This window comes from Alistipes onderdonkii (assembly GCF_025145285.1).
Classification (GTDB): Bacteria; Bacteroidota; Bacteroidia; order Bacteroidales; family Rikenellaceae; genus Alistipes; species Alistipes onderdonkii.
In genome coordinates, this window is the sequence record NZ_CP102251.1 from 3,251,897 (window position 1) to 3,268,228 (window position 16,332).

19 protein-coding genes are annotated in these 16,332 nt (G+C 59.1%); 17 read left to right on the forward strand and 2 right to left on the reverse strand.

The genetic code is table 11. From position 1 onward, the window contains the following. Nucleotides 1-20 precede the first annotated feature (20 nt). From NQ559_RS13295 to NQ559_RS13305, 3 genes are read left to right on the forward strand one after another with little or no spacing between them, the layout of a single operon-like run. Nucleotides 21-506, forward strand: a complete 486-nt coding sequence (locus tag NQ559_RS13295; protein ID WP_018697223.1) for a hypothetical protein — start codon at nt 21-23, stop codon at nt 504-506. 15 nt (nt 507-521) lie between these two features. Further along, nucleotides 522-1,046, forward strand: a complete 525-nt coding sequence (locus NQ559_RS13300) for a hypothetical protein (protein WP_018697222.1) — start codon at nt 522-524, stop codon at nt 1,044-1,046. Nucleotides 1,047-1,049: 3 nt separating this feature from the next. Next, nucleotides 1,050-1,751 (forward strand): SIR2 family NAD-dependent protein deacylase, encoded by a 702-nt coding sequence (locus NQ559_RS13305; protein WP_018697221.1) that lies wholly within the window; start codon nt 1,050-1,052, stop codon nt 1,749-1,751. Nucleotides 1,752-2,161: 410 nt separating this feature from the next. On the opposite strand, the gene meaB is transcribed toward NQ559_RS13305, so the two are convergent. Both meaB and NQ559_RS13315 read right to left on the reverse strand, forming a co-directional pair. After that, entirely contained in the window at nt 2,162-3,277 is a 1,116-nt protein-coding gene (meaB, locus tag NQ559_RS13310; RefSeq protein ID WP_018697219.1) for a methylmalonyl Co-A mutase-associated GTPase MeaB, read from the reverse strand. 4 nt (nt 3,278-3,281) lie between these two features. Further along, nucleotides 3,282-3,752 (reverse strand): TlpA family protein disulfide reductase, encoded by a 471-nt coding sequence (locus tag NQ559_RS13315; protein ID WP_018697218.1) that lies wholly within the window; start codon nt 3,750-3,752, stop codon nt 3,282-3,284. Between the two features lie 71 nt (nt 3,753-3,823). Here NQ559_RS13315 and NQ559_RS13320 point away from each other — a divergent pair, with 71 nt between their 5' ends. The 14 genes from NQ559_RS13320 (at nt 3,824) to NQ559_RS13385 (ending at nt 16,251) form a co-directional block, all read left to right on the forward strand. Beyond that, on the forward strand, nt 3,824-5,014 hold the full coding sequence (locus NQ559_RS13320) for a glycosyltransferase (protein ID WP_018697217.1): 1,191 nt from the start codon (nt 3,824-3,826) through the stop codon (nt 5,012-5,014). 152 nt (nt 5,015-5,166) lie between these two features. Beyond that, nucleotides 5,167-5,577: a methylmalonyl-CoA epimerase gene (mce, locus tag NQ559_RS13325; protein WP_022332204.1), complete on the forward strand. Its 411-nt coding sequence runs from the start codon at nt 5,167-5,169 to the stop codon at nt 5,575-5,577. A gap of 168 nt (nt 5,578-5,745) precedes the next feature. Further along, a complete protein-coding gene (locus NQ559_RS13330; protein ID WP_018697215.1) occupies nt 5,746-7,308 on the forward strand; it encodes an acyl-CoA carboxylase subunit beta in 1,563 nt (520 codons plus the stop codon). Nucleotides 7,309-7,323: 15 nt separating this feature from the next. Then, nucleotides 7,324-7,677 (forward strand): OadG family transporter subunit, encoded by a 354-nt coding sequence (locus NQ559_RS13335; protein WP_229111585.1) that lies wholly within the window; start codon nt 7,324-7,326, stop codon nt 7,675-7,677. A 13-nt stretch (nt 7,678-7,690) separates the two neighbouring features. Next, nucleotides 7,691-8,152 (forward strand): biotin/lipoyl-containing protein, encoded by a 462-nt coding sequence (locus NQ559_RS13340; RefSeq protein WP_018697213.1) that lies wholly within the window; start codon nt 7,691-7,693, stop codon nt 8,150-8,152. 4 nt (nt 8,153-8,156) lie between these two features. Further along, entirely contained in the window at nt 8,157-9,368 is a 1,212-nt protein-coding gene (locus NQ559_RS13345; protein ID WP_087402969.1) for a sodium ion-translocating decarboxylase subunit beta, read from the forward strand. Between the two features lie 283 nt (nt 9,369-9,651). Next, entirely contained in the window at nt 9,652-10,251 is a 600-nt protein-coding gene (locus tag NQ559_RS13350; RefSeq protein WP_018697211.1) for an energy transducer TonB, read from the forward strand. Between the two features lie 88 nt (nt 10,252-10,339). Continuing rightward, on the forward strand, nt 10,340-10,753 hold the full coding sequence (locus NQ559_RS13355) for a DUF3592 domain-containing protein (protein ID WP_051087705.1): 414 nt from the start codon (nt 10,340-10,342) through the stop codon (nt 10,751-10,753). Between the two features lie 93 nt (nt 10,754-10,846). Continuing rightward, nucleotides 10,847-11,749, forward strand: coding sequence for an energy transducer TonB (locus NQ559_RS13360; protein WP_130065875.1), 903 nt, complete (start codon nt 10,847-10,849; stop codon nt 11,747-11,749). A gap of 99 nt (nt 11,750-11,848) precedes the next feature. Beyond that, nucleotides 11,849-12,304 (forward strand): 50S ribosomal protein L13, encoded by a 456-nt coding sequence (gene rplM, locus NQ559_RS13365; protein WP_018697208.1) that lies wholly within the window; start codon nt 11,849-11,851, stop codon nt 12,302-12,304. Between the two features lie 5 nt (nt 12,305-12,309). After that, nucleotides 12,310-12,696 carry a 30S ribosomal protein S9 gene (gene rpsI / locus NQ559_RS13370; protein ID WP_018697207.1) on the forward strand — a complete coding sequence of 129 codons (387 nt, stop codon included), beginning with the start codon at nt 12,310-12,312 and terminating at the stop codon, nt 12,694-12,696. A gap of 180 nt (nt 12,697-12,876) precedes the next feature. Beyond that, on the forward strand, nt 12,877-13,830 hold the full coding sequence (gene rpsB / locus NQ559_RS13375) for a 30S ribosomal protein S2 (protein WP_026318621.1): 954 nt from the start codon (nt 12,877-12,879) through the stop codon (nt 13,828-13,830). Nucleotides 13,831-13,878: 48 nt separating this feature from the next. Beyond that, nucleotides 13,879-14,709 carry a translation elongation factor Ts gene (gene tsf / locus NQ559_RS13380; RefSeq protein ID WP_018697205.1) on the forward strand — a complete coding sequence of 277 codons (831 nt, stop codon included), beginning with the start codon at nt 13,879-13,881 and terminating at the stop codon, nt 14,707-14,709. Between the two features lie 324 nt (nt 14,710-15,033). Continuing rightward, nucleotides 15,034-16,251, forward strand: a complete 1,218-nt coding sequence (locus tag NQ559_RS13385) for a site-specific integrase (protein ID WP_018697204.1) — start codon at nt 15,034-15,036, stop codon at nt 16,249-16,251. Nucleotides 16,252-16,332: the final 81 nt, after the last annotated feature.

A 16,332-nucleotide genomic window follows, 5' to 3' on the forward strand; every position in this document is an offset into this window, starting at 1 on the left:
GATCAATAAAAGCCGGTGTTATGTCGAATCCGATGTTTATAAAAAGGCCCCGCAACGTCCGCAACCCGAAGGGGGTGCGGATCCGGGCCGCTTTGCGGGCGGCAGCCGGGTTGCTGCTCTTTTTTCTGCTGCTGCGCTCCGACGTGCTGCCCCTGTGGGTTTGCGGGGTGCTGCTGGCGGCGAGTATATTGTTGGGAATCTGCGATGTATATGCGGATTACCGGCGCAAGCGTCCCCGGCAGCGGTGGCGCGATGCGTGGCTGATGCTGTTGTGCCTGTCGCTTGTCATGGGCGTCATTATGCCGTCGGTCGTCTTTGCGGAGGCTCCGGACGACCGGACGACGGCCTGCATGTTGCTCGGGCTTGGTGCCGTGTCGTTTGCCGCTTGCCTTTACAGCCTGTGGCGCTGGCGGCGCCTGCGCTCCGATGCCGGACTGCGGCTTTGGCAATTGCGCATGAAGCGCCGCAAACTCACGGCATCCCGCCGGATGCAGGCGAATATGTAATAAAAGGAGGTTGCTATGAATCGGAAATGGATTTTTGCGGTTGTTTCGGTGCTTGCGGTTGCGCTGGTGATGTTCCCGCTCAACCTGCTGTGGGTCGGGCAGTCGCCGTTGCATGCGGCAGTGAGTTCCCTGCTGTTCGGCCTGCCCGCACTGCTCACGGCATGGACGCCCAAAGGGCGGTGTGCCGGCGGCCGGGCCGAATCCCGCAGGGCTGCCGGGAATACGGGATTCCGTACCCGCAACGGGCGCCCGGATCGCATTGTGCCTGAGGATCGCGCGGTGCTCCCGGATCATACTGTACCTGCGGATCATACTGTACCTGCGGATCGCACCGAACCCGTGGATCGCACCGAACCCGCCGGGCGAAAGTCCCTGCTGGCGAAAGTTGCGCTGGGGATCGCTTTTTTCGTGCTGGCGGCGATGCTGGCATACGATATTTCGACCGAAGGCGTCGCCGTCGGAGTTACGAAGGCAGTCGGATTCAGTCTGTTGATACTGCTTGCTGCCGTTGGGCATAGATTAGGTTATCTAAAGTTATAGTTTATGAAAAAAATCGTCGTTTTTACGGGTGCGGGGGTAAGCGCCGACAGCGGTCTGGCGACCTTCCGCGATTCCGACGGGTTATGGGCTTCCTACCGGATCGAGGATGTCTGCACGCCCGAGGCGTTGGCGCATAACCGTGCCACGGTCATCGGGTTTTACAACACGCGCCGCCGCGAGATGCTCGCCGCGCAGCCCAATGCCGGGCACGAGGCCATCGCGGGGCTGGAACGGGATTTCGAGGTCGAGGTCTTGACGCAGAACGTAGACGACCTGCACGAGCGTGCCGGCTCGTCGAAAGTGACCCACCTGCACGGCGAACTGACCTGCCTGCGCTCGTCGCGCAATCCCGATCTGGTCGTCCCGATCGAGGGCTGGGAGCAGAAGCTCGACGCCACGGCGCCCGACGGGGCGCTGCTGCGTCCGCACATCGTCTTTTTCGGCGAGGCGGTGCCGATGTTCGAACGTGCCGCGCAGATTGCGCAGACGGCGGATATCATGGTGGTCGTGGGGACTTCGCTGGCGGTCTATCCCGCCGCGTCACTGGTGCGCTGCGTGCGCCCCGAAATCCCGATTTATGTCGTCGATCCCGGTAATCCCGATACGGCGGGCATCCGCAATCCGCTGACCCTGATCCGCAAACGTGCCGCCGAAGGCATGCCCGGCCTGGCGGAGCTGTTGCGGGAAAAGTATGCGGCGGGGTAGGGACGCCTGCATTTCGCGTCGGCTTATTCGCCCGCATTTCCCGCCCGCTTATTGCTTCGGCGTTTTGCTCCCGGATTTTGTCCCTGCATTTCGCTCCGGCGTTTTGCTCCCGGTTTTTGTCCCTGCTTTTCGTGCCGGTATTTTGCTCCCGGATTTTGTCCCTGCATTTCGCTCCGGCGTTTTGCTCCCGGTTTTTGTCCCTGCTTTTCGTGCCGGTATTTTGCTCCCGGATTTCGCCCCGGTAGTTTCTGCCGGCGGGTTCCGCTTCGGCGATTCGCGGCCCGAGGATTGCAGGATTGGCGCAGTGAAAGAAAACCGCCTTCGGATCTCTCCCGAAGGCGGTTTTCGTTTTGGGGAAGGGCAGCCGGCCGAAAAGTGCTGAAACGGGGGCGTATGAGATGGGACGCCGTTTATTTCAAATCCTTGAAATAGATGTCCAGCAGCTCCTTGGCGGCGATGAACGACGATATTTTGTCCTCCAGCACGCGCTTTTCGTACTCCGCGATGCGCGCTTCGACCGCCGGGTCGTGGTAGAACGAGTTGCGCAGCACTTCGTTGATCGACTCGTACATCCAGTATTTGTTCTGGCGGTTGCGGTTGTGGCGGAAATAGCCGTTGGCCTGGATGTGGTCGAGGAACTCCTCGACGCCTTTCCAGACCTCTTCGAGCCCCGTCGCGGCCACGGCCGAGCAGGTGTATACATTGGGCCGCCAGCCCGATTCCGGGACGGGGAACAGCCTTAATGCCCCCTGGAACTGGGTCTTGGCCAGTTCGGCCTTGTGGATGTTCTCGCCGTCGGCCTTGGTGATGACCATGATGTCGGCCATTTCCATGATGCCGCGCTTGATGCCCTGCAACTCGTCGCCGGCACCCGAAATCTGCAACAGCATGAACATGTCGACCATCGAGTGCACGGCCGTCTCGGACTGCCCGACGCCCACCGTCTCGATGAATACCACGTCGAAGCCCGCGGCTTCGCACAGGATGATCGTCTCGCGCGTCTTGCGAGCCACGCCGCCCAGCGATCCGGCCGAAGGGGAGGGGCGGATGAAGACGTCGGGGTTGCCCGAAATGCTCTCCATGCGGGTTTTGTCGCCGAGGATCGAACCCCCGCTGCGTTCCGACGAGGGGTCGATGGCCAGCACCGCCAGTTTGTGCCGCAGCGAGGTGACCATGTTGCCGATGGCCTCGATGAAGGTCGACTTACCCGCCCCGGGAACGCCCGTGATGCCAATGCGCACCGATTTCCCGGCGTGCGGCAGGCAGCGTTCGATGATCTGCTGCGCCTGCGCGTAATGGGCGGGGTTGTTGCTTTCGACGAGCGTGATGGCCTGCGACAGGGTGGTGATGTTGCCCGCGAGGATGCCTTCGACGTATTCGTCGGTCGAAAGCCGCCGTTTCTTGCGGCGCGTGAAGTAAGGGCTTACGATAGGTTGGTCTTCAACGCCTTCCGTGACGTTGAGCGCCGTGTCGTGATGGGTATCTGCGTACTCTTTTTCGTAATGGTTTATCTTCGTGAAGGACATGGTGCTATTTACTTGATTTTTCGATGATTTCGGGTGTCAGCTGCAGTGAGTTGCCCATCCACAGCGCCCGGTTCCGGCTGTCGACCAGCACCCCGAACGGGACGTACTGCACGTTGAACGCCGAGAATATCCTGCCCCCGGTGTCCAGCGCGACGGAGATGTGCCGCGAGAGGAACGGCGAAAGCAGGGGGGCGATTTTCTCCTCGTTTTCCCGCGTGACGACCACGACGTGGAGTTTGGCGCCTAATTTGTCGGTTATCGCCCGGAGCTGTTCGAGCGACGCGGTGCAGGCCGGGTTCGACGAGTGGAAAAACTCGACGTACGTCAGGCCGGGGGTGGCGGCGGGTTTCCCGCCCCGGAGCCATGCCGGAACCTTCACCTCGGGTACGCGTTCGCCGAGGGCGATGTTTTGCGCCTCGGCCGCCGCAACGGGGAGTGCCAGGGCCAGGAGTAAAGTGAGCAAAACTTTCTTCATAAAAAGGCAGCCTTATTTTCAGCGAAGATAACAATTATTTGCCATATAGACGAAAAATTTTACGCAGAGTTATGAAAATCGGATTCGAAGACACCCCGGCTGCACCTGCCGGGACTTACTCCCGGCACCTTGCCGAACTTTTGGCCGAATATGCCCCCGAGCACGAGTATATCGTTGACGGGGCGCGTTATAAGGAGTTCGACCTCTACCACGGCTTCCGCCCCGGACTGCCCCTGCCGCTGCTGCGGAAGATCCCCAGCGTGATGACCGTCCATAACCTCAATTTTCTGCGCTACCCGCACCTCTATTCGCTGTCCGAGCGGCTGGTGCTGCTGCGGCTCTACCGCCGTGCGCTGCGCTCCGCCAGCCTGCTCATTACGGTCAACCGCGATGCCCGCGCCGAGCTGTCGGAGCGGTTGCGGATCGACCCCGGGCGCATCGAGGTCGTGATGCCCCTCGCCGCGCGCGTCCCGCATGAAACGCCGGGCGGTGCGCAGCTCGAGGCGGTGCGGCGCAAATACATGCTGCCCGGCAGGTTCATCCTCATGCTCGGCACTGTCGAACCGCGCCATAACCACGAGGTGCTCTTCGAGGCGGTCGGCTCGCTCGGCGAACGCGAACGTGCGATCCGTGCGGAGGGGCTCCGCGCAGCGCAGCGCGCCGCCGCGGCCGCTGGCCCGGAGCTGCCCGGGCTGGCGGCCGATCGGGATCCGGGGCGGGGTGCCGCCGCAGCGGCAGGGCGGGGCGGCATCGCCACGGGCATGCGCGGTGAGGCCCCGGCGGACACCGCCGTGCGTCCTGCCGCATCTTCCGCCGAGCGGGTCGGGATCGTGGTCTGCGGCCGGCGCACGGCCTATTCGGATTCCCTGCTGGAATTTGCCCGCGGGCGGCATATGGCCTCGCGCGTCGATTTCATCTACGAACTCAGCCCCGACGACCTGCCGGCGCTGTTCCGCCTCGCCCATGCCTTCGTCTACCTGCCCGATGCCGGGATCGAGGCGTCGATCGTGCCCGTGGTGGAGGCGATGCGTGCCGGGGTGCCCATGGTGCTGAGCGACACGCAGCTCAACCGCGAGGCTGCCGGCGACGCCGCGGCCTATGTCCGCCCTGGGGCGGCGGGGGAGGTGGCCGCTGCGCTGGAAAACGTGCTGTCGGACGCGAATTTCCGCCGCGAGATGAAAGCCCGCGAACGCCGCCGCGCCGAACTTTTCTCGGAATACGCCGTCGCCCGCCGGCTGATCGACATTTACAGTTCGCTGTGAAGCGCTTGGCCTTCCCGAAAGGAGCATAAATCCGGAAAAAAATACCAGAAATCTCTTGGGTATTTCCAATTTAATACCCTATCTTTGTGTTCGCAAAATAACAAGCTGGTATTTGACGCGAAATATTCACTAACTTAAATTTTATATTTGCTATGAAAGTTTCTCATATCGAGCATCTTGGCGTCGCAGTGAAGAGCCTCGATGAAGCAATTCCCTACTGGGAAAACGTATTGGGCCTGAAATGCTATGCCATCGAAGAGGTCGCCGACCAGAAGGTGCGCACGGCGTTTTTCATGTTGGGGCAGACCAAGATCGAACTGCTGGAACCCACTTCGGAGGAGTCGACCATCGCCAAATACATCGAAAACCGTGGCGTCGGTATCCATCACATGGCGCTTGCCTGCGAGAATATCGAGGAGCAGCTCGCCGATGCCGAAGCCAAGGGCATCCGCCTGATCGACAAGACCCCGCGCAAGGGCGCCGAGGGAATGACCATCGCCTTCCTGCACCCCAAATCGACCCAAGGCATCCTGACCGAGCTTTGCGAGAATAAGAACAAATAGTGTAACAAGGAATATTGCGGAATCTCCGAATTCCGCCAAAGGCGGAACAGAAGTCCCTCCCGAGGGAGTGACTTAGGGTGGGGTCAGACCTGTAAACGCGGCCGTAGGCCGCGGGCGATACCTGCCGGGAAATTCCGGGGTTCGGAAAAATTACAAACCTACATACTTATGAGTGAAATTCAGAACAAGATCAACCAGCTGATCGAGAACCGCGAAACCGCGCGTCTCGGAGGCGGTCAGAAGCGTATCGACGCCCAGCATGCCAAGGGTAAGTACACGGCCCGCGAGCGCATCCAGATGCTGCTCGACGAAGGCTCCTTCGAGGAGTTCGACATGTTCGTGACGCACCGCTGCTATGACTTCGGGATGGACAAGAGCCATGCCTTCGGCGACGGCGTAGTGACCGGTTACGGTACGATCAACGGACGCCTGGTCTATGTTTTCGCACAGGACTTCACCGTGACGGCGGGTTCGCTGTCGCTGTCGATGTCCGACAAGATCTGCAAGGTCATGGACATGGCCCTGCGCAACGGCGCCCCCTGCATCGGCATGAACGACTCGGGCGGTGCGCGTATCCAGGAAGGCGTGAACGCGCTGGCCGGCTATGCCAACATCTTCCAGCGCAACGTGATGTCGTCGGGCGTCATCCCGCAGATTTCGGCCATCTTCGGCCCCTGCGCCGGCGGTGCCGTTTATTCGCCCGCCCTGACCGACTTCATCATCATGAAGAAGGAGACCTCGAACATGTTCCTCACCGGCCCGAAGGTCGTAAAGACCGTGACGGGCGAGGACGTGACGCAGGAGCAGCTGGGCGGTGCCACGATGCACACCACCAAGTCGGGCGTGGCGCAGTTCGCCGTCGATACCGAGGAGGAGGGCATCGAGCTGATCCGCAAGCTCATCTCCTACATGCCGCAGAACAACATGGAGGATGCCCCGCTGGCCGTCTGCAACGACTCGATCACGCGCCTGGAGGATTCGCTCAACGACATCATCCCCGACAACGCCAACAAACCCTACGACATGGCCGAGGTCATCCGCGCGATCGTGGACAACGGCGAGTACCTGGAGTCGGCTCCCGGATACGCCAAGAACATCATCACCTGCTTCGCGCGTTTCAACGGCCAGTCGGTCGGCATCGTCGCCAACCAGCCCAAGTTCATGGCCGGCGTGCTCGACATCAACGCCAGCCGCAAGGCCGCGCGTTTCATCCGCTTCTGCGATGCGTTCAACATTCCGATCGTGACCCTGGTGGACGTTCCGGGCTTCCTGCCGGGTACGACCCAGGAGTACGGCGGCGTCATCACTCATGGCGCGAAACTGCTCTTCGCATACTGCGAGGCTACGGTTCCCAAGGTCACCGTCACGCTGCGCAAGGCGTACGGCGGCGCCTATATCGTGATGTCGTCGAAGCACATCCGCGGTGACATCAACTACGCATGGCCGACGGCCGAGATCGCCGTGATGGGCGCCAGCGGTGCCGTCGAGGTGCTCTACGGCAAGGAGGTCGCAGCGATCGAGTCGCCCGAAGAGAAAGCCAAGTTCGTGGCCGAGAAGGAGAAGGAGTACAACGACAAGTTCTCGAACCCCTACAACGCCGCCCGCTACGGCTATATCGACGACGTGATCGAACCGCGCAACACGCGCTTCCGCATTATCCGTGCGCTGCAGTCGCTGGCAACCAAGCGCCTGCAGAACCCCGCGAAGAAGCATTCGAATATTCCGTTGTAATAGAATCGCATGAGTATGAGAATATTATCGGTAATAGACTGGAGCTGGTCGGAGATGCTGTGGGTGGCACTCATCAGTATCTGCCTCGTGTTCCTCGTGCTGGTTCTGCTGGTGTGGGTGATGAAGCTCTTCGGCTATGTCTTCACGCGCCGCCAGGCCGCTGCGACTGCCGCTGCCAATAAGTCCGCGGTAGTTCCGGGGCAGATCCACGACGAGGAGATCGCGGCCATCGCCACGGCCCTGAAGCTCTACCGGAGCGCCCTGCACGACAGGGAGTCCGAAGTGCTGACCATCCTGAGCATCAAGCGTGCCTATTCGCCCTGGAATTCGAAAATTCACGGTTTAACCCCGCTTCCCGAAAGGAAATAGAACTTAAATAACAATGAAAGATTACTCACTGAAAATCAACGGACAGAATTATACCGTGCAGATCGACGAGGTGAACGACGCCTCGACGGTGGCGCACGTCGTCGTCAACGGTACGGCCTACGAAGTCGAGATCGAAGGCGCCAAGACCTCTGCCGCATCGCGGCCCCAGGTGATGCCCGCTCCCAAGAACGCCAACAGTGCGATGATTACCCCCGCGACGGCCTCGCCTTCGCCCCGCATCGCCCCTTCGGCACCCTCGTCGGGTTACGCCGTGAAATGCCCGCTGCCCGGCACCGTGCTCTCGGTCAAGGTGCAGGTCGGCGACAAGGTGGCCTCGGGCCAGACGCTCGTCGTGCTCGAAGCCATGAAGATGGAGAACAATATCGACGCCGACCGTGCCGGTGTAGTCAAGGAGGTCTGCATCCAGCAGGGCGCTACGGTTATGGAAGGCGATAACCTGATCGTTATCGAATAGCCCTATGCTGACAATGCTAACCTCGAACGCTGACTTCGTATGGGACAGCCTGCGTAATTTCGCCGGTTCGACGGGCATCGCGGGTTTCTTCACCGAGATGGGATGGGGGAGCGTCGCCATGATCTGCGTGGCATTCTTCCTGCTCTACCTGGCTATCAGGCACAAGTTCGAACCGCTGTTGCTGTTCACCATCGCCTTCGGCATGCTGCTCACCAACCTGCCCGGTGCGAACCTCTACCATACCGAGCTTTTCGCCGACGGACATGTCCACTGGGATATTTTCGTGGCGAATGCCGGACTGCTCGACTACCTCTACCTGGGTGTGAAACTGGGTATCTATCCCTGCCTGATCTTCGTCGGCGTGGGGGCGATGACCGATTTCGGCCCGCTGATCGCCAACCCGAAGAGCTTCCTGCTCGGCGCCGCCGCGCAGATCGGTATCTTCGTGACGTTCCTCGGCGCCTACGCCCTGGGCTTCACGCCCGCGCAGGCCGGTTCCATCGGTATCATCGGCGGTGCGGACGGCCCGACGGCCATCTACCTCACCTCGATGCTGGCCCCCGAACTGCTGGGCCCGATCGCTGTGGCGGCCTACTCCTACATGGCGCTCGTGCCGGTGATCCAGCCGCCTATCATGCGCGCGCTGACCAGCAAGAAGGAGCGTGGCATCAAGATGCGTACGCTGCGCCCGGTTTCGAAGCTGGAGCGTATCCTCTTCCCGCTGATCATCGCCGTGATCATCTCGCTGCTGCTGCCCAGTGCGGCCCCGTTGGTCGGGTGCCTCATGCTGGGTAACCTGATGAAGGAGTGCGGCGTGGTGGATCGCCTGAGCAAGACGGTGCAGAACGAACTGATGAACATCGTGGTGATCTTCCTCGGCCTCACGGTCGGCGCTACGGCTACGGCCGAGGCGTTCCTGAACTTCCGTACGCTGGGGATCCTCGTGCTGGGTGTCATCGCGTTTGCCATGGGAACCGCCGGAGGCGTGCTGCTGGCCAAACTGATGAACGTCTTCAGCAAGGACGGGAACAAGATCAACCCGCTGATCGGTTCGGCAGGCGTTTCGGCAGTCCCGATGGCTGCCCGCGTATCGCAGACCGAAGGCCAGAAGGAGAATCCTTCGAACTACCTGCTGATGCACGCCATGGGGCCCAACGTGGCCGGCGTGGTCGGTTCGGCCGTCGCTGCGGGTATCCTGCTGTCGTTCCTCGGATAATACTACGCCGGGCGGCAGAAGTGTCGTCCGCGATAGGGGCGGGCTCCGAAAACCGGAGCCCGCCTTTTTTGTGAGTGGTCGTGCCGGGTTTTTGCAGGCACTCGGCGCCGCTCTTCCGCCCCCGTAGGGACTCCCTCGCCGGGGTCTCCGGCTTCCGTCACGCTCTCCCTCTTCATGCCGTTTTTTTTGTTGCCGGATGCGTTTTATTGGACAACAGTGCGATTTTTTTTTGTACCTTTATGAAAACTCCGATCCGCTTGTATCCGGTGAAAAAACGTTGACTATGAAAAAATGCTGTGTATGGTTGCTTGCCCTGTGTGTGTCGCAGGGGGTTGCGGCGCAGGATCCCGAAGCCGGGGAGTGCGTCTTTCACACGGGCTTAGAACAATATCCGACCTTTATGGGCGGAGACCTCACGGAGTTCCGTGCCTGGGTGTACCGGAATGTCCGCTATCCCCGCGAGGCATTCGACCGGGGCGAGCAGGGGCGTATCCTCGTTAGCTTCGTCATCGACACGCTCGGGAACGTTACGCAGGTGGGGCCGTTGAGTGCGGCAGCCCGTGGTGATGAGGAGTGCGGCAAGGAGTCCCCGGGGACGGATGAACGGTACAAGGAGCTGCTGCCGGAGCGGAAGGCGGGGCCGATAGGTATTTCGGAATCGCCGGCGCTGGTTCGCGAGGCCGTGCGCGTCGTGCGCAGTTCGCCCCGCTGGGCGCCTGCCCGGATGGGAGGCGGCATTGCGAACAGCGCGAAAGTGCCCGTGAAATATCTCCTTCCGATCGACTTCCTGCTGAAGCCCGACACTTCGCACCGCTGGCCTGCCGTCGTGCCTCCGGCGGAGTGGAGCCCGGAATATATCTTCTGCCCCGAACCGCAACGATGACCCCGAACCGCCATAATCCGGCTCTGCCGTCGTCGTACGGCATCCGTTCCGCGTTTTTCGTATTTTCGTCCGGACTGATTCCTGAATTATGAGCCGTGGTAAATGGATCGTTGCGTTTCTCTGCGTGCCGGCTGCCCTGCTCGGGGCGGCCATCCTCCGGTCGGGGCATATCTGCGGAAGGTTGCAGGCGGAAGGCGCCGAGACGAAGGCCGTGCTGACAGGCTGCTCATCGCGGGTCGGATTCGTCGGGTACAGGCCGCACGGTCGCCGTTACCGTGAGAAACATGCGGTCTGCTGTTTCGATTACCGCTATGAGGTCGGCGGACAGGCGTACACCGGCAAGGTGCGCAAGAAAGAGAACCTCCATACGGCCCGCATCGGCGATTCGGTCGTGGTGCGCTACCTGCCCGACAACCCCGGCGTGCACCGGCTCGTGACGGATTCGGCGGGACGCTACGAGGTCGGCCGCCATGCCCGCGGACGTTCCCGTAGCGGTCGCTGACCTGCGGCCTGTTTCCCGCCTGCCCGTTCGATTTGTAATTCCGGATATAAAATCGTATGTTTGCAGGGATCGTCTACCCGAATCCATTTGAAAATGACCCGATTCTTTTTTCTCCTTGCTGCGCTCCCGTACTTTGCGGGCAGCGCTGCGGCACATCCGGCCATCCTGCCGGATTCTTCCGTCGTGGTAAGGCCGGATACCGCCGCTTCCGACCGGACTGTTTACCTGCGCGTGGACGAGCCTCCCCGGTTCCAGGGGGGCGACGTGCTCGCTTTCCGGGACTGGGTGTTCCGGCATCTTTGTTTCGGCGGGGAGATGTTCCGCGAGGGGGTCGAGGCGCGCCTGGTCGTGTCGTTCGTCGTTGGCAGGCAAGGGGCGGTCGAGGAGCCGGAAGTGGTCAGTTCGACGGACGAACGCTGCTCGGCCGAAGTCCTGCGTGTGCTCGCCTCCGCACCGCGGTGGACTCCCGGACGCCTGGGGGACGTTGCGGTGCGCACTAAACTGGTACTGCCCGTCAATATCCAGTTGGCGGTGCCTACGGCCGCGGATTCGCTCGCGGCGGGGCTGTCGGATGGAATTCCGTTGGAGGAGGATGTAGCCGGGGAACTGGAACAGATGCCGCTATTTCAGGGCGGGGATCTGCAAAGTTTCCGCAAATGGGTGATGGCGAACCTGAAATATCCCCGGGAGGCGCTCGAGGATGAAGTCGAAGACGACATCGTGGTGACATTCATTGTCGAAAAGGACGGGACGCTGTCCGACATCGTCGTGGAGCAGGGGAAGAATCTGGCCCTGATCCGGGAAGTGGGGCGGGTGCTCACCCTGTCGCCCAACTGGGAACCCGGACGGCTCGGGAACGGCGAACCGGTGCGGGTGAGGTACACGCTTCCGTTGATTTTCCGGCTGGACAGAACCCGGCCTGCCGGGCAGCCGGTGCGTCCGTCCGTCCCGGGACGGGAAGTCCGGGTCGGCGTTGACGACTATTCTCGTTTTTAATCCGTATTATTTTGCAGAACGAAAACTTTTTAGTACCTTTGCGCACCCGTAAAGTGCGGGGAACGGATTACAAACAAGTTAAATTAAACGTAAAACACAGTGGATTCATTAAGCTACAAGACTATCTCGGCCAATGCTTCGACGGTGACCAAGGAATGGGTCGTCATCGACGCTGCGGATGAGGTATTGGGACGTCTTGCATCGCAGATCGCGAAGATCCTCCGAGGCAAGAACAAGCCCAGCTACACGCCCCACGTGGATTGCGGTGACTACGTCATCGTCATCAATGCGGACAAGGTGAAGCTCACGGGCAAAAAAATGACCGACAAGGTCTACACGCGTCACACCGGATACCCCGGCGGCCAGCGTTTCGCTACGCCTGCCGACTATCTGGCCAAGAAACCGACGTTCATCGTCGAAAAAGCAGTCAAGGGCATGCTGCCCCGCACCCGTCTGGGCGCCGCGCTGCTCAGAAACCTGAAGGTATATGCCGGTACGGAGCATCCGCACGCAGCGCAGAACCCGAAGACCATTAAGTTAAACGAGATTAAGTAAGAGTTATGGAAGTTGTAAACACCGTAGGTCGTCGTAAGGCCGCTGTGGCTCGCGTATACGTGAAGCCGGGTAAGGGTCAGATTACAATCAACCGCAAGGCGCTTGAAGTTTACTTCCCGCTCGAAATTCTCCAGTACCAGGTGAAGCAGCCGCTGCTGGCTACCAACACGGTGGAGAATTACGACATCGTCATCAACCTCGATGGCGGTGGTGTTACGGGACAGGCTTCGGCCGCTCGCTTGGGCATCGCACGCGCATTGTGCGAAATCGACGCTGAGATGCGTCCGGCACTCAAAAAAGCCGGGTTCCTCACGCGCGATCCCCGCGAGGTTGAGCGTAAGAAGCCCGGTCAGCCCGGAGCACGCCGCAAGTTCCAGTTCAGCAAGCGTTAATCGTACGACCGAATTTCGGCAAGCACGGTGCGGGTCACAAACCGGAAAGACTACCTATATTATCTATACGCGTATTACTTTCAGGTTGCCCCGCCGCGGAAAACCCGTGGGATCGGCCAGGCCGCTACCCGTCGGGTTGAAGAAAAGAGAATTAAAATTAACAAACACGATTGAATTAAAATGTCACGTACAGATTTTAATACATTATTGGAAGCCGGTGTGCACTTCGGTCACCTGAAGCGCAAATGGAATCCCAAAATGGCTCCTTACATCTTCATGGAGAAGAACGGCATCCACATCATCGACCTGCACAAGACCGTGCTCAAGATCGATGAGGCTGCCGCAGCCATCAAGCAGATCGCCAAGAGCGGCCGCCGCGTGCTGTTCGTAGCCACGAAGAAACAAGCCAAGGATATTGTTGCCGAAAAGGTGGCAGCCGTCGGTATGCCTTACGTCACAGAGCGTTGGGCAGGCGGTATGCTGACAAACTTCCCCACCATACGTAAAGCCGTCAAGAAAATGGCTACCATCGACAAGATGAATAGCGACGGCACGTTCGATAACTTCTCCAAGCGTGAGAAGCTCCAGATTTCCCGCCAGCGCGCGAAGCTCGAGAAGAACCTCGGCTCGATCGCCGACCTGACGCGCCTGCCGGCCGCCCTGTTCGTCGTCGACGTGCAGAAGGAGGCCAACGCCGTAAGGGAGGCAAAACGCCTGAGCATCCCCGTATTTGCAATGGTAGATACTTGTTGTGATCCGACCGACATTGATTACGTTATACCTGCAAATGACGATGCTACCAAGTCGATTGCCGTGGTGCTCGAAGCCATGTGCGCCGCAATCGCCGAGGGTACCGAGGAGCGTAAGCTCGAAAAGGAGAAGGAAGCCCAGGAGGCCGAGGCAGGTGCCGACGCTCCCGTGAAGAAGGAGGGCAAGCCCCGCATCAAGAAGGCCGTGAAGGCGGCCATCGATGCCGAGCAGGCCGCCGTAGCCGAGGTTGTCGCAGCTGTGGAGACTCCGTTCGAGGAGCCCGCAGCCGAAGCAGCAGTTGAAGCTGTAGCCGAAGCAGCAGCCGTTGAAGCAGTAGCCGAAGAGGCAGCTGCGGAAGCGGTAGCCGAGGCCAAGGCCGAGTAATCGCCTTTTGGGGAAATCAATTAACAATAAAAAGAAAGGAAAATTATTATGGAAATCAAAGCTGCTGATGTAATGAAGCTCCGCAAGATGACCGGTGCCGGTATGATGGACTGCAAGAATGCCCTGATCGAGGCCGAAGGTGACTTTGCACGTGCTCAGGACATTATCCGCGAGAAAGGCAAGCTCGTCGTTGCCAAGCGCGCCGACCGCACCGCTACCGAGGGTGTCGTCGTTACGAAGATCGTAGGCCAGAAGGCTTACCTTCTCTGCCTGGCCTGCGAGACCGATTTCGTGGCTCAGAATGCAGAATATACCGCATCGGCCAACGCGATGCTGGAGGTTGCCGTAAAGAACGACGCCGCAGACCGCGACGCCCTGATGGCCTCGAAGAATGACGAAGGCCACACCGTCGAGGAGATGGTGACCGAGAAATCGGGACAGACGGGCGAGAAGATCGAACTGGCATACTATGCCCGCATCGAGGCTCCCTATTGCGCCGCTTACGTGCACTTCAACAAGAAGCTCGGCACGATCCTCGGTTTCAACAAGGAGGTTCCCGCCGAGGTCGCCCACACCGTTGCCATGCAGGCTACGGCGATGGCTCCGGTTTCGATTTCGGAGGCCGACTGCCCCGCGGAGATCGTGGAGCACGAGCGTAAGATCGCCGTCGAGGCCATGAAGCAGGATCCCAAGAACGCCAACAAGCCCGAGGCTATCCTCGAGAAGATCGCCGAGGGTAAGATGCGCAAGTTCTTCGAGGAGAACACGCTGCTGAACCAGCCGGTGGTAGGCGAGAAGGAGACGATCGCCGAGTTCATCCACAAGGCTGACAAGGAGGCTACGGTTGTCGCTTACAAGCGTTTCGCGCTGGGCGAGTAATCTATCACCAGGAGGGGTGCGATGTGCCCCGCTATATGTTCGAAAAGGCCGAAACCTTGTCGAATTTCCGGGGATAAAAAACAGAGGTATAAAAAAGTGTAAAGCAAAAGATAATCAAATAATTATACACTTTTCTTCAGTACCTTTGTTTTAGAAAAAAAGTAGAATAAGGTAATGTTAAACGAGGTTTCGGTTTCCAAATCGTTACCTCGTTTCTTTTGCTCTATTATTCATAGAAACGTGATTTTCAGTTTCTTGCATCTCTATTCATCTTGACATACGACTCTGCTGAAATTATTTTTGCAACCCTAAAAAGCAGAGTTTATGCGTAGCACGTTCAAGGTTCTGTTCTACCTTAAAAGGAACAAAGACAAAGATCAGAAAGTCGTCCCTGTCATGGGTCGCATCACGGTCAACGGCAGCATCGCGCAGTTCAGCGCGAAGCTCTCCGTCCCGGAAACGCTTTGGGAGGTCAGCGGTGGCCGCGCCAAAGGCCGTAGTCTCGAAGCGGATCGCATCAACCGTCATCTGGACAACATCCGCACCCAGATCGGCAAACACTATCAAGCAATTTGTGACCGGGAGTCATACGTTACGGCCGAAAAGGTCAAGAATGCCTATCTCGGCTTCGGCGAGAAATACCGGCTGCTTCTCGAAGCGTTCGAGAAATTCACCGGCGACCTCAAGAAACGTGTCGGCATCGACCGCTGCCACGGTACATGGAACCGCTACTATAAATCCATCGACCATCTGCGGACTTTCATGCGTAAGGAGTATAACGTGAGCGATATGCCCTTGGCAGAATTGGAACAGTCGTTCATCGAGCAATACCACGTCTACCTTAAATCCGATCTGGGGCTCAAGCCTACGACCGTCAGCGGTTATCTCAAATGCCTGAAATACGTTGTCAAAATCGCGTTCAACAACGGCTGGATGCCTCGCAACCCCTTTTCCCTCTATCAATATACGGCTCCGAATCCGGAACGTAGTTTTTTAACGGAAGATGAACTCCGGCGTATGATGACTACCGAGCTGCGGTATAAGCGTCAGGACTATAACCGCGATATGTTCCTGTTCTCCTGCTTCACGGGCATCTGCTATGCGGATATGGCCTCGCTGACCTATGACCGGATAGAGCAGGATGCGCAGGGCGAGTGGTGGATCAGCGGGAACCGCCAGAAGACCGAAACCAGATACGTTGTCAAACTTCTGCCGTATGCGTTGTTCATCCTGAACAAGTACCGGGGCCTGACCGGCGACGGACGTGTTTTTGCCATGTCTACACTCGATTCGATCGACGACAGCCTGAAAAACATCGCCCGGAAGTGCGGCATCGACAAACAACTCTCGTTCCATCTGGCAAGGCACACGTACGCCACGACGATCTGCCTGTCGAACGGCGTGAGTCTGGAGACGCTTTCGAAGATGCTGGGACATAAAAATATCACCACCACTCAAATCTATGCGAAAGTCACCCCGCCGATGATCGACCGTGAGGTTACCATGCTCCGGGAGAAACTGGCAACGAAATTCTCCGTGTAGACACTTTGCGATAAAGTATATAAATATATTATGTATTTACATACTTGTATAAACTCATCATTCGGTCATTGCATCTTTGCG

Excerpts from the sequence above, each read along its gene's own strand:
- tsf (WP_018697205.1), top strand. The coding sequence starts at position 13,879 with ATGGAAATCAAAGCTGCTGATGTAATGAAGCTCCGCAAGATGACCGGT.
- NQ559_RS13355 (WP_051087705.1), top strand. The coding sequence starts at position 10,340 with ATGAGCCGTGGTAAATGGATCGTTGCGTTTCTCTGCGTGCCGGCTGCC.
- NQ559_RS13315 (WP_018697218.1), bottom strand. The coding sequence starts at position 3,752 with ATGAAGAAAGTTTTGCTCACTTTACTCCTGGCCCTGGCACTCCCCGTT.
- NQ559_RS13295 (WP_018697223.1), top strand. The coding sequence starts at position 21 with ATGTCGAATCCGATGTTTATAAAAAGGCCCCGCAACGTCCGCAACCCG.
- NQ559_RS13300 (WP_018697222.1), top strand. The coding sequence starts at position 522 with ATGAATCGGAAATGGATTTTTGCGGTTGTTTCGGTGCTTGCGGTTGCG.
- NQ559_RS13320 (WP_018697217.1), top strand. The coding sequence starts at position 3,824 with ATGAAAATCGGATTCGAAGACACCCCGGCTGCACCTGCCGGGACTTAC.
- meaB (WP_018697219.1), bottom strand. The coding sequence starts at position 3,277 with ATGTCCTTCACGAAGATAAACCATTACGAAAAAGAGTACGCAGATACC.
- NQ559_RS13350 (WP_018697211.1), top strand. The coding sequence starts at position 9,652 with ATGAAAAAATGCTGTGTATGGTTGCTTGCCCTGTGTGTGTCGCAGGGG.
- NQ559_RS13385 (WP_018697204.1), top strand. The coding sequence starts at position 15,034 with ATGCGTAGCACGTTCAAGGTTCTGTTCTACCTTAAAAGGAACAAAGAC.
- mce (WP_022332204.1), top strand. The coding sequence starts at position 5,167 with ATGAAAGTTTCTCATATCGAGCATCTTGGCGTCGCAGTGAAGAGCCTC.
- rpsB (WP_026318621.1), top strand. The coding sequence starts at position 12,877 with ATGTCACGTACAGATTTTAATACATTATTGGAAGCCGGTGTGCACTTC.
- NQ559_RS13340 (WP_018697213.1), top strand. The coding sequence starts at position 7,691 with ATGAAAGATTACTCACTGAAAATCAACGGACAGAATTATACCGTGCAG.
- rpsI (WP_018697207.1), top strand. The coding sequence starts at position 12,310 with ATGGAAGTTGTAAACACCGTAGGTCGTCGTAAGGCCGCTGTGGCTCGC.
- NQ559_RS13330 (WP_018697215.1), top strand. The coding sequence starts at position 5,746 with ATGAGTGAAATTCAGAACAAGATCAACCAGCTGATCGAGAACCGCGAA.
- NQ559_RS13345 (WP_087402969.1), top strand. The coding sequence starts at position 8,157 with ATGCTGACAATGCTAACCTCGAACGCTGACTTCGTATGGGACAGCCTG.
- NQ559_RS13335 (WP_229111585.1), top strand. The coding sequence starts at position 7,324 with ATGAGAATATTATCGGTAATAGACTGGAGCTGGTCGGAGATGCTGTGG.
- NQ559_RS13305 (WP_018697221.1), top strand. The coding sequence starts at position 1,050 with ATGAAAAAAATCGTCGTTTTTACGGGTGCGGGGGTAAGCGCCGACAGC.
- NQ559_RS13360 (WP_130065875.1), top strand. The coding sequence starts at position 10,847 with ATGACCCGATTCTTTTTTCTCCTTGCTGCGCTCCCGTACTTTGCGGGC.